The organism is Streptomyces sp. NPDC111744 (assembly GCF_055634995.1).
In genome coordinates this window covers 438,529-459,646 of record NZ_JBVKCG010000004.1, presented here as the reverse complement: position 1 = coordinate 459,646, position 21,118 = coordinate 438,529, and the positions used below count along the sequence as shown (strand labels likewise).

Annotated in this window: 23 protein-coding genes, 1 tRNA gene and 1 pseudogene; 18 read left to right on the top strand and 7 right to left on the bottom strand. The window is 68.5% G+C overall.

The genetic code is table 11. The annotated features are described in order from the left end of the window. Nucleotides 1-86 precede the first annotated feature (86 nt). Nucleotides 87-1,106 (top strand): NADPH:quinone reductase, encoded by a 1,020-nt coding sequence (locus tag ACZ7OO_RS12330; RefSeq protein ID WP_471504090.1) that lies wholly within the window; start codon nucleotides 87-89, stop codon nucleotides 1,104-1,106. 528 nt (nucleotides 1,107-1,634) lie between these two features. On the opposite strand, the gene ACZ7OO_RS12325 is transcribed toward ACZ7OO_RS12330, so the two are convergent. After that, entirely contained in the window at nucleotides 1,635-1,955 is a 321-nt protein-coding gene (locus tag ACZ7OO_RS12325) for a hypothetical protein (RefSeq protein ID WP_471504088.1), read from the bottom strand. 424 nt (nucleotides 1,956-2,379) lie between these two features. On the opposite strand from ACZ7OO_RS12325, the gene ACZ7OO_RS12320 reads away from it, so the two are divergent. Both ACZ7OO_RS12320 and ACZ7OO_RS12315 read left to right on the top strand, forming a co-directional pair. Beyond that, nucleotides 2,380-3,135: an SMP-30/gluconolactonase/LRE family protein gene (locus ACZ7OO_RS12320; protein ID WP_471504086.1), complete on the top strand. Its 756-nt coding sequence runs from the start codon at nucleotides 2,380-2,382 to the stop codon at nucleotides 3,133-3,135. A 56-nt stretch (nucleotides 3,136-3,191) separates the two neighbouring features. Then, nucleotides 3,192-4,106: a CU044_5270 family protein gene (locus ACZ7OO_RS12315; protein ID WP_471504264.1), complete on the top strand. Its 915-nt coding sequence runs from the start codon at nucleotides 3,192-3,194 to the stop codon at nucleotides 4,104-4,106. An 88-nt stretch (nucleotides 4,107-4,194) separates the two neighbouring features. On the opposite strand, the gene ACZ7OO_RS12310 is transcribed toward ACZ7OO_RS12315, so the two are convergent. After that, nucleotides 4,195-5,436: a PP2C family protein-serine/threonine phosphatase gene (locus tag ACZ7OO_RS12310; protein WP_471504085.1), complete on the bottom strand. Its 1,242-nt coding sequence runs from the start codon at nucleotides 5,434-5,436 to the stop codon at nucleotides 4,195-4,197. A 948-nt stretch (nucleotides 5,437-6,384) separates the two neighbouring features. On the opposite strand from ACZ7OO_RS12310, the gene ACZ7OO_RS12305 reads away from it, so the two are divergent. The 9 genes from ACZ7OO_RS12305 to ACZ7OO_RS12265 all read left to right on the top strand — a co-directional run bounded on the left by ACZ7OO_RS12305 (nucleotide 6,385) and on the right by ACZ7OO_RS12265 (nucleotide 13,198). Next, nucleotides 6,385-7,029 carry a DUF5994 family protein gene (locus tag ACZ7OO_RS12305; protein WP_471504083.1) on the top strand — a complete coding sequence of 215 codons (645 nt, stop codon included), beginning with the start codon at nucleotides 6,385-6,387 and terminating at the stop codon, nucleotides 7,027-7,029. Nucleotides 7,030-7,034: 5 nt separating this feature from the next. Continuing rightward, entirely contained in the window at nucleotides 7,035-7,199 is a 165-nt protein-coding gene (locus ACZ7OO_RS12300) for a hypothetical protein (RefSeq protein WP_471504081.1), read from the top strand. Nucleotides 7,200-7,205: 6 nt separating this feature from the next. After that, entirely contained in the window at nucleotides 7,206-7,406 is a 201-nt protein-coding gene (locus ACZ7OO_RS12295; protein WP_471504079.1) for a hypothetical protein, read from the top strand. Nucleotides 7,407-7,556: 150 nt separating this feature from the next. After that, entirely contained in the window at nucleotides 7,557-7,928 is a 372-nt protein-coding gene (locus ACZ7OO_RS12290) for an STAS domain-containing protein (RefSeq protein ID WP_471504077.1), read from the top strand. Next, on the top strand, nucleotides 7,925-8,623 hold the full coding sequence (locus ACZ7OO_RS12285; protein ID WP_471504075.1) for a hypothetical protein: 699 nt from the start codon (nucleotides 7,925-7,927) through the stop codon (nucleotides 8,621-8,623). Before ACZ7OO_RS12290 ends, ACZ7OO_RS12285 begins: the two co-directional genes overlap by 4 nt. A 570-nt stretch (nucleotides 8,624-9,193) precedes the next feature. Next, a complete protein-coding gene (locus ACZ7OO_RS12280) occupies nucleotides 9,194-10,351 on the top strand; it encodes a hypothetical protein (RefSeq protein WP_471504073.1) in 1,158 nt (385 codons plus the stop codon). Nucleotides 10,352-10,573: 222 nt separating this feature from the next. Continuing rightward, nucleotides 10,574-11,302: a hypothetical protein gene (locus ACZ7OO_RS12275; RefSeq protein ID WP_471504071.1), complete on the top strand. Its 729-nt coding sequence runs from the start codon at nucleotides 10,574-10,576 to the stop codon at nucleotides 11,300-11,302. 11 nt (nucleotides 11,303-11,313) lie between these two features. After that, complete coding sequence (locus ACZ7OO_RS12270; protein ID WP_471504069.1) at nucleotides 11,314-12,021, top strand: hypothetical protein; 708 nt, start codon at nucleotides 11,314-11,316, stop codon at nucleotides 12,019-12,021. Between the two features lie 454 nt (nucleotides 12,022-12,475). Further along, entirely contained in the window at nucleotides 12,476-13,198 is a 723-nt protein-coding gene (locus ACZ7OO_RS12265) for a hypothetical protein (RefSeq protein ID WP_471504067.1), read from the top strand. Nucleotides 13,199-13,679: 481 nt separating this feature from the next. Here ACZ7OO_RS12265 and ACZ7OO_RS12260 read toward each other — a convergent pair whose 3' ends face one another. After that, entirely contained in the window at nucleotides 13,680-14,312 is a 633-nt protein-coding gene (locus ACZ7OO_RS12260) for a DUF6082 family protein (protein ID WP_471504066.1), read from the bottom strand. 411 nt (nucleotides 14,313-14,723) lie between these two features. On the opposite strand from ACZ7OO_RS12260, the pseudogene ACZ7OO_RS12255 reads away from it, so the two are divergent. From ACZ7OO_RS12255 to ACZ7OO_RS12245, 3 genes and pseudogenes are all read left to right on the top strand, one after another. Next, a pseudogene (locus tag ACZ7OO_RS12255) lies at nucleotides 14,724-15,038 on the top strand (replication initiator); the annotation flags it as partial. Further along, a complete protein-coding gene (locus tag ACZ7OO_RS12250; RefSeq protein ID WP_471504064.1) occupies nucleotides 15,035-15,250 on the top strand; it encodes an excisionase family DNA-binding protein in 216 nt (71 codons plus the stop codon). The pseudogene ACZ7OO_RS12255 and the gene ACZ7OO_RS12250, both read left to right, overlap by 4 nt. Then, nucleotides 15,250-16,443: a tyrosine-type recombinase/integrase gene (locus tag ACZ7OO_RS12245; protein ID WP_471504062.1), complete on the top strand. Its 1,194-nt coding sequence runs from the start codon at nucleotides 15,250-15,252 to the stop codon at nucleotides 16,441-16,443. The genes ACZ7OO_RS12250 and ACZ7OO_RS12245 overlap by 1 nt, the downstream gene beginning before the upstream one ends. A 79-nt stretch (nucleotides 16,444-16,522) precedes the next feature. Here the strand turns inward: ACZ7OO_RS12245 and ACZ7OO_RS12240 are convergent. Beyond that, nucleotides 16,523-16,596, bottom strand: a tRNA-Gly gene (locus ACZ7OO_RS12240). A gap of 282 nt (nucleotides 16,597-16,878) precedes the next feature. Here ACZ7OO_RS12240 and ACZ7OO_RS12235 point away from each other — a divergent pair. The 3 genes from ACZ7OO_RS12235 to ACZ7OO_RS12225 all read left to right on the top strand — a co-directional run bounded on the left by ACZ7OO_RS12235 (nucleotide 16,879) and on the right by ACZ7OO_RS12225 (nucleotide 18,226). After that, complete coding sequence (locus ACZ7OO_RS12235; RefSeq protein WP_471504061.1) at nucleotides 16,879-17,040, top strand: hypothetical protein; 162 nt, start codon at nucleotides 16,879-16,881, stop codon at nucleotides 17,038-17,040. Nucleotides 17,041-17,139: 99 nt separating this feature from the next. Beyond that, nucleotides 17,140-17,715 carry a dCTP deaminase gene (dcd, locus tag ACZ7OO_RS12230; protein ID WP_352221558.1) on the top strand — a complete coding sequence of 192 codons (576 nt, stop codon included), beginning with the start codon at nucleotides 17,140-17,142 and terminating at the stop codon, nucleotides 17,713-17,715. A 10-nt stretch (nucleotides 17,716-17,725) separates the two neighbouring features. Further along, nucleotides 17,726-18,226: a phosphoribosyltransferase gene (locus tag ACZ7OO_RS12225; RefSeq protein ID WP_471504059.1), complete on the top strand. Its 501-nt coding sequence runs from the start codon at nucleotides 17,726-17,728 to the stop codon at nucleotides 18,224-18,226. A 93-nt stretch (nucleotides 18,227-18,319) separates the two neighbouring features. Here the strand turns inward: ACZ7OO_RS12225 and ACZ7OO_RS12220 are convergent, their stop codons facing one another. From ACZ7OO_RS12220 to ACZ7OO_RS12210, 3 genes are all read right to left on the bottom strand, one after another. Continuing rightward, on the bottom strand, nucleotides 18,320-19,342 hold the full coding sequence (locus ACZ7OO_RS12220) for a Yip1 family protein (protein ID WP_471504057.1): 1,023 nt from the start codon (nucleotides 19,340-19,342) through the stop codon (nucleotides 18,320-18,322). 136 nt (nucleotides 19,343-19,478) lie between these two features. After that, entirely contained in the window at nucleotides 19,479-19,649 is a 171-nt protein-coding gene (locus ACZ7OO_RS12215; protein ID WP_471504055.1) for a hypothetical protein, read from the bottom strand. Between the two features lies 1 nt (nucleotide 19,650). Next, a complete protein-coding gene (locus tag ACZ7OO_RS12210) occupies nucleotides 19,651-21,093 on the bottom strand; it encodes an FG-GAP and VCBS repeat-containing protein (RefSeq protein WP_471504053.1) in 1,443 nt (480 codons plus the stop codon). Nucleotides 21,094-21,118: the final 25 nt, after the last annotated feature.

Below are 21,118 nucleotides of genomic sequence, written 5' to 3'. Positions count from 1 at the left end.
ACCCGGGCGCGACCACGCGCCGGGCCCCCTGGCGGAACTCCCGGCCGCACCGGGAACCCCTTCTTCACCAGCTACCAGGACGGATCATGAAGGCCATCATTTACCGCGACAACGGCGGCCCCGACGTTCTTCAGCTCGTCGACCGTGACCTGCCCGCGCCCGGCCCCGGCGAGGTTCGGGTCCGGGTCGCCGTGTCCGGGGTCAACCCGACCGACTGGCAGGCCCGTTCCGGCGCCGCCCACCCCAAGCACTTCTCCGAGGTCACCCCGCACCTCGACGGCGCCGGCACGATCGACGCCATCGGTGAGGGGATCGATCAGAGCCGGCTCGGTCAGCGCGTCTGGCTGTTCATGGCCGCCGCCGGGCGGCCCACCGGTACCGCCGCCGAGTTCACTGTCGTGCCCGCCGAACGGGCCGTGCCGCTGCCCGACGAGTCTGATTTGGACGTCGGTGCCTCACTCGGCGTCCCCGCGCTCACCGCGCACCGTGCGCTCACCGTCGCCGAGGACGGGCCGCGTCGTCTGCGGCCCGGGGCGCTCGACGGCAGGGTGGTGCTCGCCGCGGGCGGGGCCGGGGCGGTCGGGCACGCGGTGATCCAGCTCGCCCGATGGGCCGGCGCCACCGTGATCAGCACGGTCAGCAGCCTGGAGAAGGCCCGGCTGGCCACCGCGGCCGGGGCCCACCACGTGATCAACTATCGCGAGGGCGACCCGGCCGCCGAGATCCGCAAGATCGCCCCGGACGGCGTCGACATAGTCGCCGAGGTGGCGCTGGGCGCGAACCTCGCACTGGACCTGGCCGTGCTGCGGACACGCGGCACGATCTCGACCTACGCCAACGATGGTGGCCGGCCGGTCGAACTGGACGTGCTGCAGAACATGGTGCTGAACGCGCGCTTCCAGTTCCTGGTGCTCTACACAGCCGGACCGGAGGCGCTCGCCGCGGCCGTTGAGGACGTCGCCGCCGCAGTGAAGGACGGCGCCCTGCCGGTCGGCGAGGAACACGGTCTGCCACTGGTCCGCTTTCCGCTCGACCGCACCGCCGACGCACACCGGGCGGTGGAGAACGGCGCCGTCGGCAAGGTCCTGGTGGACATCACGCCGTGACGTCCAGCCGGCCGCCGTCGATTCGGCCGAGGCCGGCGCTCCCGGCGAGCTCTCCACCGACCTCCACGGAGCGCAGCGGGTCGGCGACCCGCTCGTCTCCGACACCGGCACGCGCGGTACCTATGACCGGGGCGCGGTCGAGTTCCAGGACCCGCTGGCCCTCGGAATAGCCGTCCGCTCGTCATGGGCCGTGTACGTCGGCGTGCCGGTCACCTTCTCGGCCGCCTTCGTCGACCCGTGGTCGGACTCCCTCGACGGTTACAGCCACACATTCGACTTCGGGGACGGCACCACAGCCACATCCACCACCGGTTCGGCCACGCACACGTACACGCAGCCCACAACGAGCACCAACATCCACGCCACGGTCACGGTGTACCGGCCGGACGGCACCAGGACGGGGACCGAGGTCAGCTCCTACTTCTCCGTCAATCCCCTTCCGCCGCTGACCGGGAACCTCACCTGCCACACCGGCCCGGCTCTCCCGGACACCGCGCTCTGCCACTTCAACGCCTCCGGTTACTGCGGCTATCCGATCACCAGTGACCGGATCACTTCGGCGACGGTTCGGCGGCCGTCTCCGTCACCGGTTCCAAGGGTTATGCGCAGCACGCCTACGCCGTCGCCGGCACGTACACCGTCACCCAGCAGCTCACCGACTCCGACGGACGTACGGCCACCGACACCACCCGGACCACCGTCGGCCCGGCCTACGTCGCCACCAGCCCGAAGCGCATCCTCGACACCCGCAACGGCACCGGCGCCGCCAAGCGGCGGGTGGGAGCCGGAGGCGTTGTCCGTCTCAAGGTACTCGGCCTTCGACGCGAACCCGACGTCGGTGGCGGTCAAGGATGCGACGTGTACGTGGCGAGCGGCGCGTGCTTCACGCCCACGGACCCGAATCTGCTGCTCGCGCACATCAGCTGAATCCGCCGGCCCTAGCGGGCGGCGCGGTCGGCACGGCGATAAGCGGGTTTCTCATGCGAATCCTGGACTGTTCTCAGACAAGGTTGCGAGCATCAGGCCCGTCAACTGCTCGCATCGGTCCACAAACGACCCGGGAGCCATCATTTCCATTCGCCTTCGCCGCTATCGCCGCTCCCTCCTGCTGAGCGCGGTCACGCTCACCGGACTGGCCGTCTGCACACAAACCACAGGCGCCGCTTTCGGTGCCACCGCACCACTGAGCGATGCGCGCGAGGTCGTCCATTTCGACATCGCCACCCTGCAGCAGCCGGAGAACATCACGCTGGAGCCCGGCGGGGCCGCGGATGTGACGTTCCAGAAGTCCCGGCAGGTGGCCCAGGTGGCCACGAGCGGGACGATCACCGTACTGGCGACCCTTCCCGCGCCGACCACCGGCAGCGCGACGGCGTCCGGCATCGTACGCACCGCCGACGGCACGCTCTACGTCAACTACAACGCGGGCGCCCATTCCGGTATCTATCGGATCCCGGCGGGCGGTGGCACTCCCGTGCTGGTGGTGGCGATGCCCGATGTGAAGGTGCTGAACGGCCTGGCGATCGACGCGAGCCATGACACCCTGTACGCGACCGACTCCTCGTCCGGCACCGTGTGGAAGGTGTCGCTGAGGACGAGGGCCGCCTCCCTGTGGACACAGGGAGGCGACTTCCAGCCCGGTTCGACCTCGACGTCCTCGTTGGGGGCCAACGGTGTCAAGGTGCACAACGGCGCCGTGTGGGTGACCAACACCGGCAACGGCACGTTGCTTCGGGTACCGATCAACAAGGACGGCACGGCAGGTACGGACACCGTCAAGGCGACCGGCCTGTCCGGGATCGACGACTTCACCTTCACCGGCCGCGGCGACCAGGTGCTGGCCGCCCAGAACGGCACCAACCAGGCCAGCATCGTCAGCTCGGACGGCACGGTTCAGACGGTGCTGACGGCGGCGGACGGGATCGAGAACCCGACCTCGGTGGCGGTCAAGGGCTCGACCGTGTACGTGGCGAGCGGGGCGTACCTCACGCGCACGGATCCGAATCTGCTGCTCGCGCGGCTGCGCTGAATGCGGGCGGGCCGGGGACAGTGAGCTCTTTCGGTGTGACCACTGTTCGGGTGACGATGTCGGCGTCCGCAACGGACAACACTCTCGCCGCGGACACCGACCCCGACCAGCATCTGACCGTCTGGACCGCCGTGCCCGGCTCCAAGACCGCCACGACCGATGCGGACGCGGTCGACCTCCTCAATCGCATCGCCGAGGTCGCCGCCGCGAAGAAGTCCGTGCGCGTCAGGGACGACCAGTACATCTATGCCCGCACTCAGGGCCCCATGAAGTTCTCAGAGAAGGACATCCGGATCCTGCGGGAAGCGAGTTGGACCGCCGTCGACGGCAAGCGCGCGGGACTGCGCCGGGTCACGGTGCTGGTGGGTCCGCCGTTCCGGCCCCGGGACCCGTTCTCCTCGTACTCCAAGGGCACTCACGACATGAGGCTGAGCCCCGACCCGAACGTCACCACGTTCCGTGAGCTTCAGGCGCTGCCCACCGACCCCGATTCGCTGCTGAAGAAGATCTACGCCGGCACGAGGGGGGAGGGGCAGACCAGGGAGAGCGCGGCGCTGGAGAAGATCGGCGACATGCTGCCCGACGCCGCGCTCTACCGCGCGGCCGCGAAGATCCCGGGCGTCTCGGTCGTCACCGACGCCAAGGACTACACCGGCCGCTCCGGCATCGGCTTGAGTTTCAAGGAGCGCGACGGCCGCACGGTCTGGTCTTCGACAGGAAGTCCCTCGACTTCCTGGGCTCGGCGGACGAGGCGCTGCTGGCTGTCGGGGTCGCAGACAAGGCAGGCGAGACACCGGCCACATGATTGCCTGTTTCTGGAGAGCAGTCCTGTCTCGCAATTGAAGCGGCCTGGACAACAAACAAACCTCAGGTCGCTGACCTGGGGTTTCATCATGGAGCGGGTGACGAGAACCGAACTCGCGCTCTCAGCTTGGGAAGCGGCGGCGCTTGCGCGGCCGTATCGCTTTTGACCTGCGTGGACTCGGCCGAGGCGGCCGGCCGGCAGACCGTGCTGGGGTGGCCGCACCCGCCCAGGCCCGGCGCGTCTTCGTCGCGGGCTCAGTCGAGGACGGCGAGATGGTCGGCGTCGCCGCCTCGCCATTCGATGAGGAAGATGGTCGCGTCGTCGCTCGTGGTGCCGCCGCGTTCCTGTTTCAGGGCGTGGGAGAGGGCTCGCACCACCGCCCGTACCTCGGTGCGGTCGCGGAGGATCCGGTTGGTCCACTCGACGAGCTGCTCCTCACCGAACTGTTCCCCGCCGGCCTGGTGCTCCTCGATCAGGCCGTCGGTGAAGCACAGCAGCCGGTCCCCGGGGCGCAGCAGCCGCTCGGTGACCACCGGCTCCTCGCCGCCGAAGCCGACCGGCAACGTGGTCGGGCTCTCCAGCCGGTCCACCACGGCGCGGTCCCGGATCAGGAACGGAGCCGGGTGGCCGGCGTTGACCCAACGCAGCAGGCCTGTGGCGATGTTCAGAACCATCATCTGCGCGGTCACGAAGTGGTCGGGGCCGAACTGGTCATTGATGGCTCTGTCCATGAACGCGTACACCTGGGACAGATCCGTGCCGGACCGTCGCGTGTGGCGATAGGCGCCGATGGCCACCGTCGCCATCGTCGCGGCATCCAGCCCGTGGCCCATCGCGTCGATCATGGCCACGTGCAGGATGTCGCCGTTGAGGGCGTAGTCGAAGCTGTCTCCGGCCACGTCGTAGGCGGGCTCCAGGATTCCGGCCACCTCGACCTGGGGAACGGTCATCGACAGCGGGGGCAGCAACGACCACTGGATCTCCGCGGCCACGCTCATCGGGGCGCTGCGGCGGGCCTGGAAGAACAGGTCGGTATAGGCGTCCTTGGTGACGATCATGTCCGCGACCAGACCGGCGAGTCTGCGGAGCAGTCGCCGGTCGTCGTCATCGACCCTGTCCAGGGTGACGGCCATCGCCCCGATCTGGTCGCTGCCGTCCAGCAGCGGCAGGTACATCCGCACACTGCCGTCCTGTGGCACCTCCACCGTTCTGCGGCTCAGGAACGCCTCGCCGGCGGGCGAGTCCTCGACCGACTCGGGGCCGCCGACCCTCAGCCTCCGGCCCGGCAGCGGCACCAGCAGCACCTGTTCGTAGTCCTGCAGGAGGATGGAGACCTCCCGCCCCCCGACCCTGGCCACCTCCTCCGCGACGAGTGGGGCGATCAACTCCGGCGGCATCTCGTGGGCCCGGTCCACCAGCACACCCAGCAGTCGTTCGCCGAACCCCTCCGACCGGTCCACCCCGATCCCGCCCGGCTTGTGCCCACCGTCCGTCATCGCTGCTTGCTTCCCTTCGCCCCGCGGCGCGATCCACGGGGGGAACCCATGGGGCGGCCGTGTCCACGCAGTGTTCGCCAAGCGGCCCGGTGCCCCGGCCTCGTCGAACCGCAGCCGGTGGGGGGCGGTGACGGCCGGAACGGGCGCCGGCGCCTACAACGTCCGACCACCTGTTCCGACTCACGGCGCCCTGACGCAACGCGCACCCCGCCCCTCTCGGATCCATCCGGCAGTCAGCGGCGACCGGCGTGGCACAACGCTGCCGACCGGCCCAGGTTTGCACCGCCGACCGGTCCGACGAGCCGATTACGCCATGGGCGGCATGTCGGCCCCCAACTGCCCGTCGCCACAAGACGCCGGGGCGAAGAGGACATCGGTACGCCGGTGAGCGGGCCCGGCCCGGGGTACCGATCTGATCGAACCGGGCCGACGGTGGCCACAACCTGCTTCCGATGGCGCGTCGGCCGTCCTCCAACGACCCCGGCGTATACACACCGGGGTCGCCCTTCCAGGCCGGTCGCACGTGAGAGTGTGCCGACCTGCTTTCACCCTATGCCCGATGCGTATTTCGGGCATCAGGGGTTTCATGCTCCGCTCGGGGGTCGCTGGGAGTGGGACGTATGACCGGGTCCCCCCTTCCCCCGGCGATACGCCGCCTGCAGCCGCCTTGGGGGGACCTCGTCCTCGCCATCGGGCATCGATTGTCTCCGCCTGGTGCTCAGTCGGTTCTCCGGACGGCGTCTTGGGACTGGGCCCGTCCGAAGGAGACAGTCCGGAAGAGGAGCGCGGGGGGCGGTTCATCCGCCGGCACGACGGTCCGTTCGGCTTGTCCGAGGAGTACGGTGGGCTTACCGAGGATATTTCGCGCACCGGCTACCACGCCCGTGTCGTTTTCGGCGATTGAATAGGCCGGGCCGATCGCGGTCGGCCCGGGGCAGGGTTCGCGTCATGACTGCGGCCATCTCCCTCTCGCCGACACTCGAAGACCGGTTGTCGTCGTCGCCCCCACCCTCTTCGCCCCCTCTCCGCCTGTCGCTGGCTCCCGTCGGTCCCGCACCTGCTCTCCTGGACGGCGCATGGTGGCCCCGCTCCCGTGATCTCGGGGCCGAACTCCCCACCCTGACCGCCGTGCTGGATCCGCTGTGGGGGCGGATCACCCGGGTCACGGTGAATCCCACCCACTGGCCGGTCGTTCCACGCAAGGTGCCCGTCGCCGGGCATGTGGTGAAGGTGGGCTGGTTCCTGGCCCAGCAGGACCCGCACGAACTGCTGCTGCTCTCCTACCGCGTGGGCCGGTGGAACCTGCTGGTGATACCGCCGGCGACGGACCAGGTCTCGGCCGCCTGGCTGATGGCCGCCGCGAGCGACCCGCTGGGTACGTCGACCGCGAGCCGGTTGATGGAGGAGGCGGCGCGTCTGCGGACGGTGTCCGAGACCGACCGGGCCGTGGAGGCGGTCTGGGACTCCGAGGGCGGACACGGGGCCCATGATCCCGCCGCACTGCCTCGACCCCGGATCCCGGCAGTCATGGCCACGGGCAGAGACCGATCCGCCGCACCTGCCGCGACTTCCATTCGGCCGTCGGGGATGTGAGGGCCGTGGAGACCTTCGTGGCCGTTGTCGTCGTCATGGCGATGATCGCTCTGGGCGTGCTCCTCATCCACCTGCTCAACCGGCAGCACAGCGACGGCATCGCCGCCTTCCACCACGGCCGCTCCCGGGCGACCGTGCGGGGACGCCCCATCCGGAAGCGAGTGGGGTGAGTCCCCGTGGCTCCCCTGAGGCTTCTGGCGGACACCAGCGGGCAGCCGGTACTCCCCGGCACCGCGGTCCTGCGGATGGAGACGACGCCCGCGATGGCCATGGCCCTGCGGGACGAAAGCGGCGCCTCGGCCGGGCGGCTCCTCACCACCACCGGCGTCACCCCCGCCGACCGGACGCGTGTACCGGCCGGCGCTCCCGGCCCGTAGCCCATCCGATCGCACAGCGCGCAGTCCGTCGCCGGAGGCCGATATCGGGACCGGGTTCATCAACCCGGTTCGCCGCATCGGGAGTTCCTTCCGTCCGTCACCGCGCACGGCCACCCGCACCCACACCCCATACGTCCGAACAGAGGATCCATGCCCCTCCCACAACTGAACGTCTACCGGCACGACCGCGACACCCGCGCTCTGTTCACCCTCGCGGGAGAGATCGACCTCGCCACGGCACCGCAGGTGAGCGAGGCGCTTGCCGAGTGCCTGAGGGACGGCATCCGCAGCATCGACGTCGACCTCACGGCGGTCACCTTCTGCGACGCCAGCGGACTCGACGCCTTCCTCACGGCATTCCGGCTTGTCACGGACGCCGGTATGACCCTGCGACTGCACTACCCGTCGCAGGCCATGGCCCGCGTCATCGAGATCACCGGCTCCGGATTCCTGCTTCACCCGGTACTCACCGGTCGCGCACGATCGCGCCGGATTCCCGTCACCGCGGGCGGTACGCCGTGACGGCCTCGCCCCGGCGGGATCGGCCGCCGCACGGCGACGGAAGCAGACCGCCCACCATCGATGCGCTACGCCTGCGCCGGCTGAACCGCTGGCAGGCCGAGACCCTCAAGGAGGACCTGGCCGATCTGTACGTGGAGTCCTCCCGGGCGCAGCCCGGCGAGGAGTACCGGGACCGGGAGGCGTTTCTACGGCGGCTGACCGGCGCCATCAGGCAGCCCGGCTTCGCCCTGCTGGTCGCGGAGAACAAGGCCTTCGCCGGGTGTGCCTACGGATTCCCGCTACGGCGCGAGGGGACGTGGTGGCGGGGGTTCGGCGGGCCCCTGCCACGGAGCGTCGAACAACTCACCGCGTCCGGACACGTCTTCGCGATCACCGAGACCCTGGTGCACCCTCACACGGACGCCCCGGACCTCGCCCGCCGCCTCCAGAAACGCCTGCTCGCCGACCATCACGCCTCGCTCGGGGCGACGTTGGTGGATCAGGCCGACTCGGCGGCCTGCGACGCCCTCCTGTCGTGGGGCTGGCAGGACATCGGGACGGTCCGTCCACCGCCGGACCGTTCCGGTCTCCGGCCTCCCCGGCCGTCGGACGCGGTTGTGCTCCGGGCCCTGGTGCTTCCCTTCGGGCTCGGGCAGCGTACGGCGGCCCACCCGGACGGGCTGGCTCACGAAAACCGCACACAACGGCCCGACTGAAGCCGACGCTGATCACGTCCGCCGAACGAGCCGCTGCCTCCGCCACGCCAGGGCGATGAGGGCGACTCCGCTGTCCGGCCGGGGATCCTCCGACAACACATAAGCCCCAGGTCACTGACCTGGGGTTCGCTCTGGAGCGGGTGACGAGAATCGAACTCGCGCTCTCACCTTGGGAAGCGACGGCGCTTGCACGGCCTCCTACCTTCTGACCTGCGCAGATTCATTGTGCTGCTACGGGCGTGGGAGCCTGGTGACGCCGTTGTCGACCGTGGTTGTCCGCTCTGAAGGGCACGCTATGGGCACGACGCCGTGACGTGGGCGAGCGCCCTGCCCATGCCGCCTTCTCCCGGTCCGGAGCTCTTTGACGCGCAGGTCGGCTGGGAGGAGCCGTCGACTGCGCATGGGATGGACCGGCCGCATCCTTGCGAGCCTCAGCCTGGCCGGCTCAGCGGCCCGGGCGGCCGCTTCTTACCTTACGCCGAGAACCTGCCCTGCCTTCCGGCCATCTCACAGAGGGGCGCATGACGCAGGGGAACCGAGCAAGGCGACAAGAACCGAAAGTGAGAAAGCGTGTCGGCCATCAGCCAGCGGGTACACCTGCTGCTGCTCACCGCCTGGACAGTCCTCTGGTTCGCCGTGGTCCAGCCGCACGGAGGGTTCTCCTGGCACTACCTGCGTACTGGTGGGGAGTTGCTCTACGCGGGCTCGGGCAGGGCGGATGGCGGCCTGAATCTGTACGCCCACCACCCCGAACTCCAGATGGGTCCCGTCAGCTTCCTGGCGGCGGGCCTGTTCAACCCTCTTTCCGAGTCCGTCGGGCAGTTCCTGGCCGCCGGTGTGATGTCGCTGCTCGGTCTGCTCATCCTGGTGGTGGTCGGACGCAGCGCCGCCTGGCATCTCCTGGGCACGGGCACCAATCACCAGCGACTGCGCCAGCGGGTCCTGATCGCGGGCCTGGCCTTCATCCCGATGTGGATCGAGGTCGCCGTCCGTTTCGGCCATCTCGACGACGTACTGGCACTATTCTTCACGTCCCTTGCCGTATGTACTCTCACCCGCGGCAACCCCGTTGCGACGGGCGTCTTCCTGGCTCTGGCCATGGACTCCAAACCGACCGCGCTGGCCTTCCTGCCGCTGCTGCTCGCACTGCGAAGGGAGCAGTGGCTGCGCGCGGGTCTGTGGTGCGCGGCTCTGGTCGCGCTCGCCTGGCTGCCGTTCCTCCTCAGTGCCCCGCAGTCGTTGACCGCAGCCCAGTTCACCATCCCCACCCAGCCCGCGTCCGCGCTGCACTGGCTCGGCGTCAACAATCCGCGAACCCCTCCCTGGGACCGGCCGGCACAGGCCACGGTGGGGCTGGCGCTGGGTTGCATCGCGGTCTGGCGAGGCCGCTGGCCAGCCGTCGTCCTCCTCGGCGCCAACGCCCGGATCGCCCTGGACCCCAGCGTCTACACGTACTACACCGCCTCCGTCCTGCTGGGCACACTGCTGTGGGATGTGATCGGACAGCGGCGCCTGGTGCCCTGGTGGAGCTGGATCGGTCTGATCACCCTGTACGGCACGGTCTTCGTCGTTCCCGGTGACGCGGCCCGCGGCCTGATCCGGCTGGGCTTCGTCGTCGTCTCCACCGCATATGTCCTGCTCTGGCCGGTACGAGACCGGCGCCGGCGACCCTCCCGGCCCCGCAGCAAACGGATGGGAACCGATCAGGCACTGGGCACGGCGAAATGAACCACGCTCGGCGCGCCGCGCCAGCTCCTGCGCCGTTCGGGACGGGCATGCTGGGTGCTCTCACTGCGCCCACCTGCCGATGGTTGACGTGAAGCCGCAGGTCAGCGCCGTACTCCAACGTGAGAGGGCTGTACCCGAAAGGATCCGGCGCGATGCCGCTGACCACGGCATCCTCCGGCACCAAAGTGCCTCGCATCAGAACACAGGAACATGGGGGAATACGTGAAAGCCAAACTGGCTTCGTTTGTGCTGCTCGGATCCGTGACACTCGGAGCTGCCCCGGCGTACGCCGACGGTTCCGGTGTCACCGACGGGACCACAAACTCGGTACAGACCAGCACTGTTTACAGTACAACGGACGCGGGTGGAGACCGGGGGCAGCTTCTCCTCGCTTCCGAAGAGCAATACGTCCAGACCTTCGGAGCCGCCAGAGCAACCCAGCAGGGGCTCACTTACGAAGCCGTGGCCGATTCGGACTCCGTGGCAGATTCCGCCGCGGCGGACAACACGAACAGGGCCGTCGCCGCTGTCGACTCCGATACCGGCGAGGGTGACGCGGCGGCAGACGATGATGCCGCGAGCAGCCACTGGAGCGTGGTGAAGTTCGTGGCCCATGACAAGGACGGGCGCTACATCCCAACCCGTCAGGGAAACCGGTCCTTCGGCTGGGTCCACTTCTCCGGACCGCACAACATTCACAGCGAGAAAGTCATCAAGGCAGCGGTGAACGAGCATCCCGAGCGAGGGAGCACGAGGACCCGCAAGGTGTACGGCGCTGTGCTGTACGACACCCTCGGGATCATTCTCGCCAAGGTCAAGGTCATTGCGCAGTACCACTGGGAGACCAGCGACCACAAGTACAAGCTCGCCGACACCGACGACAAGATCGGTGTGATCACGGCGTTCTGCCAGGGTGTCAACAAATGCCCGGACGCGTTGAACCGAGTATGACGGAGCACTCGATGGCATGGGACGAGACGGGCCTTTCCGGTCTGCAGGCAGGGCTGGCACACGAAATGCTCAGCCGTGTCACGGCCTTCACGTTCGGACCGGACGTCCGGCTGGTCCGAGGCGTGGTGATCTCTCCGGACCGGCCCGGCGCCGGCCGCGTCGTCCTCTGGGACGGGCAGCGACTCGACAGCTCCGTCGCCTTCGACGTACCGCTCACGGACACCCAGGGCGGGAACATCCCCGCAGGGGACCTAGCAGCCGCGCTGCGCGGCGTGACGGCCGACCGCTCGGAACGCGAAATCTCGGAGGCACCGCGCGACGCCTTCGGGATCCCCGTGATAGACGCATCCGCCCTCGTTCAAGCCTTTGTCGCCGAGCCACGTTTCGAGGTTCCGGACGCACTGCACGCCGCGGCGGCCGCATTCTCCCTCCCTCCGGAGCCGGAAGAGCCTCCAGAACTGCGCCTGCGCGGCTTCTTCCTCCTCGACCGGACAACGTGCCGCCTCTACCTGGACACCCCCGAATCACAGGACGCACCCCCGTTCGGCATCGACCTCCCCCTCCAAGACGAGAAAGGCTCCGTCACAGTCGGCGTAACAGCGGTGCACGCCGCGCTCCCGGTCCTTCTGCTGGGCGAGCTGGAACGCATGCGCAAGGACGTCCACGACCCCTACTGCCACACCGTCTACGACTTGGCGGACTGGCTCTCCGGCAGCTGACCACACGGTACCGAGAACCGCTTCGCACGTATCGACCCGCGCTTGGGGAGTCCATCAGCTCCCCGAGCGGACGGACCTACCAGGAAACTACGGCCATGCGGTACGACAGCGCCGTCGATCCAGACGGCCAACGCTTCGGCACGAATCCGGCACGCGACAACTGATCACGATGGACAGCAAAAAGGCCCGGGTCTCTGACCTGGGCCTTCTCCATGGAGCGGGTGACGAGAATCGAACTCGCGCTCTCAGCTTGGGAAGCTGCGGGCATTTGGGGGTCGTCCAGGCGCTGGCCTGGGCGAACGGTCGGATTATGGCTCCGCCGGGCTGGGCTGCTTTTACCGTGGTTCCCCGCTGTTCCCCGCTCGATCTGGTGCGGTTGTGGTGCGATGCCGTATGCGCATCCTGTCGAAGGCACAGAAGTAGGAGTCTCCGCGCCTCGTGCCATGATCCTCAGGTGCTGCAGATCCCGGGATACGAAGGCGGCCCTCTGGTCGCAGGGAGCGCCTATCTGGACGACCCCTTGTTCTGGCCGGTGCACCTCGGTACTTGCTTGCGCGGTGAGGACGCGCAACGAGCCGCGTTCGGTGCCGACTGGGACGCGGCCATGGAGCTGTACCGCGCACTCTCCGCCGACCATGAGTGGCCGGTGTTTAGCGTGCCCCTGCGCTCCGGCCACACCATCTACGTCGTCTACCGCAACTTCGAGGGAGACCGTGGGGTGGACTACCTGATGCATCACCCCGCTTGGCCCGCAGCGGAAACCCTCGCAGTGGAGGACGGCCACTTCATGGGGCCCGGCACGGCCTGGACGGAACTGCTGTCCGCTGCTCGCCAGCCGGCACCAGAGGGCGTCGGCGATACCGACGCTCGCCTCCTGTTGCTCTTCCCGACGCTCGGCGATGCGCGGCTCCCGGACGACGCGGCGGTTCCCCTCACTGCCGCGCTTGCCACTCTCACCTTGATCGAAGAGCCCGCCGAAGTAGCCGGGATGCTCCTGGAGAACCAGGGCCAATGGGAGCTTGCTCACTGGAGGTCAGCAGACGGCGTCTGGATCAACGACGGCGGGCACTCCTACCGAAACCCCCGCAACGCCTTCGCCCTGACCGAAGGGCGCCTGCGGGAGATCAGCAACGCGTTGAACGCCGAGGAGCGACAACCGCGCCGGGCTTCCAACTGAAGCTCTGAGCTTGGGAAGCTGAGGTGATCCAGGGCCGATCGCTCTGCTGACCTGGGGCGGAGCGGTGTCGGCGTCCGGCCGACCGCTGGCTCAGTCCCCGGTATTCCCCGCTGCTCCCCGCCCGACCTGGCACGAATCTGGCACGTCCAGCGTCGGCACCAGACGTGGCCTCAAGCCCATTGTCAGCGGCGGCTGTTAGCTTCCCTAGCGGAGATGGGCCGGTTCGATGTCCTCACCGAGGAACACGGCGGCCAAGGGGGGTGGCCGGATAGGAGTCTCCGGACCGGCACGGTCCCGGGAAGCCGAATGGCTCCGTACCCACCCCCCTCACACCTTGTGATCCGTAGGTCTATAGAGATCGGTCATTGAAGGTCATGCAGGTTGCCATGACGCTTATGAGAGCCGGTGCGGGGCGTTGCCGTTTGCTGTGGTTGCTGTACTCCGCTGCTGTACAAATTCATCACAGATCCACGCGGGATTATTATCCGGGATCAGTGGCGAAATAAGAGGAGGCTGCTATCGACGGTCCGGCAGCTACAGCATTTTCGTATGCCTCATCCATCAGGCCGACAAATCGAATCTGCCGCGCATCCCCTGTCGCCTCTGCAAACTCGCGCCAACCTACGGAACGATCGACCCAATGATCTCGTGCTCGCTCGCCCCGGAAGTGCAACTCAAGCTGGACGCGCGTTGCCTCGTCATTCACACGCTTGAGCAAGTAATCGGAGTAGTATTGCGTAACGATCAAGTGCGTGAAGTGGAGTTGCCTTGTTAGGGCCAAAGGGAGTGGGCTTTGTGATGGTTGCCAGCAAACGAGAAGCTCAGGATCATTGATCGACATAAGCGCCAGCTCGCGGTGCGCGGCCCGCCGCTCTTCCTCGTTGGATATGTTGGTCTGGTGGGCTTGATAGGTGAGAGATATTGCAACCCCAATTAGTGCTGCGCCCGAGAAGATCACAGATAGGAATCCGTAGGCTTGTCCGACGTTGCTGAGCGATTGCCAGTCTCCTCCGAGGAATGAGAGACCTTTGAGGATTACTGGGGTCAGCGCGACGGTGGCGATTGTAGCAACAGTAATACCCCATGAGAGGTGCCTGTTTCGCCAAAATTCCATGTTTTGCCCCTTGTTTCTTTGTTCTGCCGGAATCTGCTACCAAGCCGTTCGTCCATGCCTCGTTTGAGGGGGATGATTCCCAGCTCTGTGCGGCGCCATACGAGCGGCCGGCGGAGCGATTTTGGGCTGGAGCTGCTTTGGCGCGAGTGATCATGGCCCCGTAAGCTTCCGGCGCGTCGGGCAGGTGGCGGACCTGCCCGGTAAAGCACGACGTTGGGGCCATGATCTTCGAGGCTCGCGCCAAAGTGGCTGCCTAAAATCGCGGAGCTGACCGCCCCAGCCACGACGTACCCCCTCTCTGGCATCAGGCGGCTGATTGCTGTGCGCGGCACGGGCGCCGGCCGGGCTGGAGCGGGGCGGAGACAGGAGCGCAGGCCCGGCCGGGGGCCGGGCCGCGCGCGGTGAGCGGAGCGAGCCGCCTTGACCCTCGGCGCACGCAAAGACCTTGAACACCTCCGCCTGCGCGCCTGGGCCCACATGCTCGGCTTCCGCGGCCACTTCTCCACCAAATCCCGCCGCTACTCGACCACCCTGGGCGCCCTCCGCGACGCCCGCGCCGAATGGCGCCGTGCACAGGCGGCGACAGCAGCCGCCAACTCTCAGCCGGACACGACGTACGTCCTCGCGCACTGGGTCTTCGCCGGCACCGGCCTCAGCGCCGCCGAGACCTGGCTTGCCGCATCCATCGAACCAGCCCTCGGAACGGAAGGGGAACCGACCGCATGACGACCGACCGCTACCTGTCCGTCGACCAGGTCGCCGAGCTGCTCGGCACGTCCGCCCGCTTCCCCCGGCGGTTGATCGAAGAGCGGCGCATCCGGTACGTGAAGGTCGGCCGGCACGTACGCATCCCGGAGAGCGCGGTCAACGAGTACATCGGCGCCCGGACCGTCGAACCCATCCGGCTTCGCCGCACCGTCGTGCGGAGGGCTGCCTGATGGCCAACAAGAAGGGCAACCGCAGACGTTTCGGGGCGGTTCGGCAGTACCGCTCTGGCCGCTGGACGGCTTCCTACCTCGGGCCCGACGGTGAACGCACCCGCGCGGACGACACCTTCGAGACCAAGAAGGACGCGGAGATCTGGCTGTCCCAGGTAGAAGCGGATCTCACCCGTGGCAACTGGCGGGCCCCCGACGCGGGAGCGGTCAACTTCCGGACGCACGCCGAGAAGTGGGTCGAAGAGCGGGAACTGTCCGTTCGTACAGTGGACCTGTACGAAGACCTCCTCAGGGTCCACATCTTCCCGGCCTTCGCCGCCCTCGACCTGGACGAGATCACCGCCCCTCGCGTCCGTGAGTGGCGCACTGAGCGGCTGCGGGCGACCGGTGCCAAGACGACCGTCGCCAAGGCGTACCGGCTCGTCAAAGCCATCATGGAAACCGCCGTCGACGACGAACTGATCAGCCGCAACCCGTGCCGGATCAAGGGCGCGGGCAAGGAGTCAGCCGCCGAACGTCGTATCGCCACCGTCGCCCAGGTCGACGCCCTCGCCGAAGCGATCGGTATCCGCTGGCGCCTCATGATCTACCTCGGCGCCTACGGCCCGATGCGCCCCGAAGAACTCGCGGGCCTGCGTCGCCGAGACGTCGACCCCGACAATCTCGTGATCCGCGTCCGCGTCGCTGAGCCAGAACGGACCAACGGCAAGCGCGCCCCCGGCGAGACCAAGTCGGACGCGGGTGTCCGCACCGTCGTCCTCCCGGCCTTCCTCCACAGGGACGTGAAGCGGCATCTCTCCTGGTACGCCGAGAAGGGGCCGGATGGTCTGGTCTTCGTGGGCGAGAAGGGCGCGCCCTTCCGGCGGACCTCCTTCGGGCGCAAGTGGCGACGGGCCCGCGCGGTCGCCGGCCTCCCGGACGGCTTCCGCTTCTACGACCTTCGTCACACCGGCCACACGCTCTCGACGCGTTCCGGCGCAACCCTCAAGGACACGATGGTCCGCGCGGGCCAGTCCTCCGAGAAGGCCGCGCTGATCTATCAGCACTCCGACGAGGAGAGGCAACGCGAGGTCGCCGCCGGCCTCGACGACCTGGTCCGCGCCGAGCGTGCGAAACGCCACAACGACGAGAGCCACCACGACACCCCCGCGCACCACGACGCGCACCACAACGAGGAGGCCGCCGAGAGCTAATGGTGCGCTAGTGGTGCGCACCCACCCCACCGGTCTAGACAACAAAGAACCCCCGGGCCTCTGGCCTGGGGGTTTCTGCTGGAGCGGGTGACGAGAATCGAACTCGCGCTCTCAGCTTGGGAAGCTGATGTTCTACCATTAAACTACACCCGCGTAAGACGCCGACCCGGTCGGTGCCCGAATGCCCGCTCACTGTACCTCATCGAGGACCCCCGGCGCTCAGACCGTGGGGTTCGCGTGCGTTTCAGGGGTGGGTCAGGGGTGGGATCCGCGTGCGGACGGCCGGAGTTGGGGCGTACGGTGGAGACGTGGGAGAGGGGCCGGGTGAGCCGGAGTGCCGCCTGGAGAGCCGTCTCTTTGATCCCGTAATGTGGCTTTCCGTCGTCACGGCAGTAAGCCCGACGCGGCTCCTGGGGAAGGGACTCAAGGGACTTGATGGAACGCACCGTCGTCCGCTGTGCCGAAGGGCACGTGTTCAGCACCGCTTCGTTCCCGATGCAGCAGGCCGAGCGGCTCGGCCCCGGACGGCTCGTCCGGTGTCCCAAGTGCGCCCGGCTGCGCAGCGTCGTACCCGTCACACTCGAGAAGCAGCAGTAGCGGGAAGCAGTACCGGGCAGAGCAGACAAACAGCAGTACCAGGGGCGCGTGGACTGTCACGATTGTCGTGGGTCCGCGCGCCTTGCGTATCCTCGGGACGTGCTTCTCTCAGACAAGGACATCCGGGCCGAGATCGACGCCGGGCGGGTACGGATCGATCCCTACGACGAATCCATGGTGCAGCCGTCGAGCATCGATGTGCGGCTGGACCGCTTCTTCCGGGTGTTCGAGAACCACCGGTACCCGCACATCGACCCCTCCGTCGAGCAGCCGGACCTGACCCGGCTGGTGGAGCCGGAAGGCGACGAGCCGTTCATCCTCCACCCCGGGGAGTTCGTTCTCGCGTCGACGTACGAGGTCATCTCGCTGCCCGACGACCTCGCCTCGCGGCTGGAGGGGAAGTCCTCGCTCGGGCGGCTCGGGCTGGTCACGCACTCCACCGCCGGGTTCATCGACCCGGGATTCAGCGGGCACGTCACCCTTGAGCTGTCCAATCTCGCGACCCTCCCCATCAAACTGTGGCCGGGCATGAAGATCGGGCAGCTGTGCATGTTCCGGCTCACCTCCCCCACCGAGCACCCCTACGGCAGTGAGCGCTACGGCTCCCGTTACCAGGGGCAACGCGGGCCCACCGCCTCCCGCTCCTACCTCAACTTCCATCGGACGCAGGTGTGAGGGACCGGCCATGAGCAGTGACGTACGGGAGAACCTCACCTACGAGCGGTTCGGCGTCGCCGTGCGCGAGCTCGCGCAGACCATCGTCCACGACGGCTTCGAACCCGACATAGTGCTGAGCATCGCCCGCGGTGGTGTGTTCGTCGCCGGCGGTCTCGCCTACGCCCTCGACTGCAAGAACCTGCATCTGGTCAACGTCGAGTTCTACACGGGCGTGGGGACCACCCTCGAGATGCCGGTCATGCTCGCGCCCGTCCCCAACGTCATCGACTTCAGCGACAAGAAGGTGCTGATCACCGACGACGTCGCCGACACCGGCAAGACGCTGAAGCTCGTCCGCGACTTCTGCCTCGACACGGTCGCCGAGGTCCGGTCCGCGGTGATCTATGAGAAGTCCCACTCCCTCGTGAAGTGCGAGTACGTGTGGAAGCGCACCGACGACTGGATCAACTTCCCGTGGAGTGTGGAGCCGCCCGTGGTGAAGCGGGACGGGCAGGTTCTCGACGCCTGACAGGTGCCGACAGAGGCATCGGACACACCCGAAGGACCATCGCAAGGGCCCCCGGCCGAGTCGCCGGGGGCCCTTCTCGTACCAGCGTGTGGGCTAGAACGTGCCCAGTTTCACGATCGACAGCAGGGCGATCAGCTGGATCGCCGACGCGCCCAGGGCCTTCGGCCAGGGCAGGTCGTGGGACTTGCCGACCATCAGGGTGAGGAGGGCGCCGGCCGCGATCCAGGTGGCCCAGCCGAGGATCTGCACGAAGCCCGCGTCGCCGCCGAAGAACATGGCGAAGAGGAGGCGGGGGGCATCGGTGATCGACATGATCAGCATCGACAGGCCGACCGTCGGCTGCCAGGCGCCGTCGCCACCCAGCTGGCGGGCCAGGGTGTGGGTCACCACGCCGAGCACGAAGGAGGAGAGCACCATCGCGATCGCCGTCGTCAGGACGATCGGGACGGCGTTGGTGAGGGTGGCGTTTATCGCGTCCGCGCGGGCGCCGTCGAAGCCGAAGACCGCGAGCAGGCCGTAGAGGAAGGTCACGATGAGGGCGGGGCCCCACATCGTGTAGTCCCGCATCTGGAGGAACGTCTGGTTCGGGGAGAGGACTATCCCCTTCAGCAGGTCCTTCCAGTGCAGGCGCGGGCCGACGGGGCCGGACGGCGCGGCCGAGCCGGCGTGGTAGGTCGCGCCCCGGGTGTAGCCGTCGGCCTCGTCGACCGAGAACGCCTGGGTGTGGCCCGGCTGGTTCGCCGCGTACGGGTCCGGAGTGCCGGCGCTCTGGCCGCCGTAGCCGTGGTCGTCGCCGAAGTACTCGGGGCCGTCGCCGCCGGGCTGCCCCTGCCCCGGGTGGCCTCCGCGGCCCTGCGGCCAGCCGCCGCCACCGCCGTTCTGCGGGTAGGGCTGCGGGGCCGACGGGTACGACGGTCCCGCCGGCTGCCCGCCGAAGCTCTGGGGCGGCGCCTGCTGCCCGTACGCGGGTTGTTGCGGTCGCGTGTGCGGGGCACGGTCGTCCCGGCCACCGCGTCCGATCCTGAATCCAGCCACGTCATCGAACGTACCTGGTCCCGGAGATCCGTGGGGCGGGCTCGGGCGCCCGAGCCCGCCTTTGCCGCAGAGCTGTGACATCCCCTAAGGGATCCCCAAGGGATGTCCAAGGGATGTCCACGGGGCTCCCCGCGGGGGCCCGGGCGTCACTGGCCGATGGTGAATCCCAGCTGGGGCGCCCCCGCCGTCGACACGCCCACCGACGTCGGCCCGAGGGTCACCGCTCCGGGTTGAGGTCGGCCAGGCGGACGGCGGAGCCGAAGTCGCGGTAGCCGCCGCCGTTGAAGTCGTCGGCGTACCTGGCCGGCGCGGCGGAGGCGGGGCCGGCCAGCGGGACGAGGCCCGCGGTCAGGAGTGCGGCGAGGGCCGCCGCCGTACGCGTACGCATGTCAGCCCTCCAGTACGTCGCCGAAGTAGGCGGTCCCCGACGGGCCGCCCAGGGTGGTGCCGGTGAAGGTCCTGGAGCCGCCCGCAGTGATGCCGGCGGTGGTGGACTTGAAGAGCCAGACGGCGCCGGCGCCCTTGTCCTCGTTCGAGGCGGAGGCGACCAGTTCGGCTCGCCCGTCGCCGTTCGCGTCGATGAGGCGGACGGCCGCGCCGAAGTAGTCGAGGGTCTCCGCGGTGCCGGGAACGCCCGCCGTGTTCTGGGCGAAGAGCTTGGCACCGCCGCCGGTCAGTCCGGAGGCGGAGCCGCGCAGGATGGTGACCGTGCCCGCCTTGCGCGCCGAGCCGAGGGTCTCGTCCTCGGCGCCGACGGCGATGTCCGGGTACCCGTCGCCGTTCACGTCCCCGGCGGACAGGCTCCAGCCGAAGCCGTCACCCTTTTCGCCCTTCTCCGGGACGCCCGCCGTGTCCTGGGTGATCCTGACGGGCGTACGGCTGCTGACGCCGCCGGCCGCGCCGTACGTCACCGTGACCGCCCCGCCGAGGCCGCCGTTCGGCTCGGTGGTCGACTTCTCCATGAAGTTGCCGGTGACGATGTCGCCGTAGCCGTCCTTGTTGATGTCGGCGATGACCGCGTCGTAGCCGCCCGCGAGCTTCTTGCCGACCTTCAGACCACCGCTGGTCCCGGTGTACAGGACGCTGCGGGTGCGGTAGTCGCCGGAGGCGGTCTCCTCCTGGCCCATGACCAGCAGGTCGGTCTTCCCGTCGCCGTTGACGTCGCCCGCGATCAGCTTGTCGGAGTAGATCGTGGTCTGGGCGACCGTGTCGATGCCGACCAGGGCGGCTGCCTTGCCCTTGCGGGTGAAGGGCCCGCGGAAGATGTTCAGGGACGGCGTGGAGTTGTTGCCGACGGCCAGGTCGGTGTGGCCGTCGCCGTCGAAGTCGCCGGCCGCCAGCGCCCAGCCGAGTTCGTTGCGGTACCTCGGCATCGGCGAGGAGAGGTTGCTGGCGCCCTTGAGGCCGCTCGCCCCGCCCCAGAGCACGGTCACGTTGCCGTAGGAGTCGGTGGTGCCGATCCGCTCGCTGTGGACGCCTACGACCAGGTCGGTGTAGCCGTCGCCGTCCAGGTCGCCGGTGGTGATCCGGTCGCCGAAGTAGTCGCCGGAGGCCGGGTTGCCGGGGACGCCGGTGGTGGCCTGGCTGATGATCTGGCGCTTGCTGGTGTCGAGGCCGTTCTTGGTGCCGTAGACGACGGCCACGTAACCGGCGCCGGACTTGCCGGAGATCTTGGCGACGGGCGCGGCGATCGCGAGGTCGCGGTAGCCGTCGCCGTTGAAGTCGCCGGCCAGGCCCGAGGGGGCCGCGGAGGCGGTGGCGGCGGGCAGGGCGGTGAGCAGGCCGGTGGTGGTGACGGCCGTGGCGAGCAGGATCAGGGTGCGCTTGCGCATGGACTTTCCCCGTGAAGTGGTGAGG

Bases quoted from the DNA above. Each gene is read 5' to 3' on its own strand.
- ACZ7OO_RS12330 (WP_471504090.1), top strand. From the start codon at position 87: ATGAAGGCCATCATTTACCGCGACAACGGCGGCCCCGACGTTCTTCAG.
- ACZ7OO_RS12315 (WP_471504264.1), top strand. From the start codon at position 3,192: ATGTCGGCGTCCGCAACGGACAACACTCTCGCCGCGGACACCGACCCC.
- ACZ7OO_RS12310 (WP_471504085.1), bottom strand. From the start codon at position 5,436: ATGACGGACGGTGGGCACAAGCCGGGCGGGATCGGGGTGGACCGGTCG.
- ACZ7OO_RS12305 (WP_471504083.1), top strand. From the start codon at position 6,385: ATGACTGCGGCCATCTCCCTCTCGCCGACACTCGAAGACCGGTTGTCG.
- ACZ7OO_RS12290 (WP_471504077.1), top strand. From the start codon at position 7,557: ATGCCCCTCCCACAACTGAACGTCTACCGGCACGACCGCGACACCCGC.
- ACZ7OO_RS12270 (WP_471504069.1), top strand. From the start codon at position 11,314: ATGGCATGGGACGAGACGGGCCTTTCCGGTCTGCAGGCAGGGCTGGCA.
- ACZ7OO_RS12260 (WP_471504066.1), bottom strand. From the start codon at position 14,312: ATGGAATTTTGGCGAAACAGGCACCTCTCATGGGGTATTACTGTTGCT.
- ACZ7OO_RS12250 (WP_471504064.1), top strand. From the start codon at position 15,035: ATGACGACCGACCGCTACCTGTCCGTCGACCAGGTCGCCGAGCTGCTC.
- ACZ7OO_RS12245 (WP_471504062.1), top strand. From the start codon at position 15,250: ATGGCCAACAAGAAGGGCAACCGCAGACGTTTCGGGGCGGTTCGGCAG.
- ACZ7OO_RS12235 (WP_471504061.1), top strand. From the start codon at position 16,879: ATGGAACGCACCGTCGTCCGCTGTGCCGAAGGGCACGTGTTCAGCACC.
- ACZ7OO_RS12225 (WP_471504059.1), top strand. From the start codon at position 17,726: ATGAGCAGTGACGTACGGGAGAACCTCACCTACGAGCGGTTCGGCGTC.
- ACZ7OO_RS12220 (WP_471504057.1), bottom strand. From the start codon at position 19,342: ATGTCACAGCTCTGCGGCAAAGGCGGGCTCGGGCGCCCGAGCCCGCCC.
- ACZ7OO_RS12215 (WP_471504055.1), bottom strand. From the start codon at position 19,649: ATGCGTACGCGTACGGCGGCGGCCCTCGCCGCACTCCTGACCGCGGGC.
- ACZ7OO_RS12210 (WP_471504053.1), bottom strand. From the start codon at position 21,093: ATGCGCAAGCGCACCCTGATCCTGCTCGCCACGGCCGTCACCACCACC.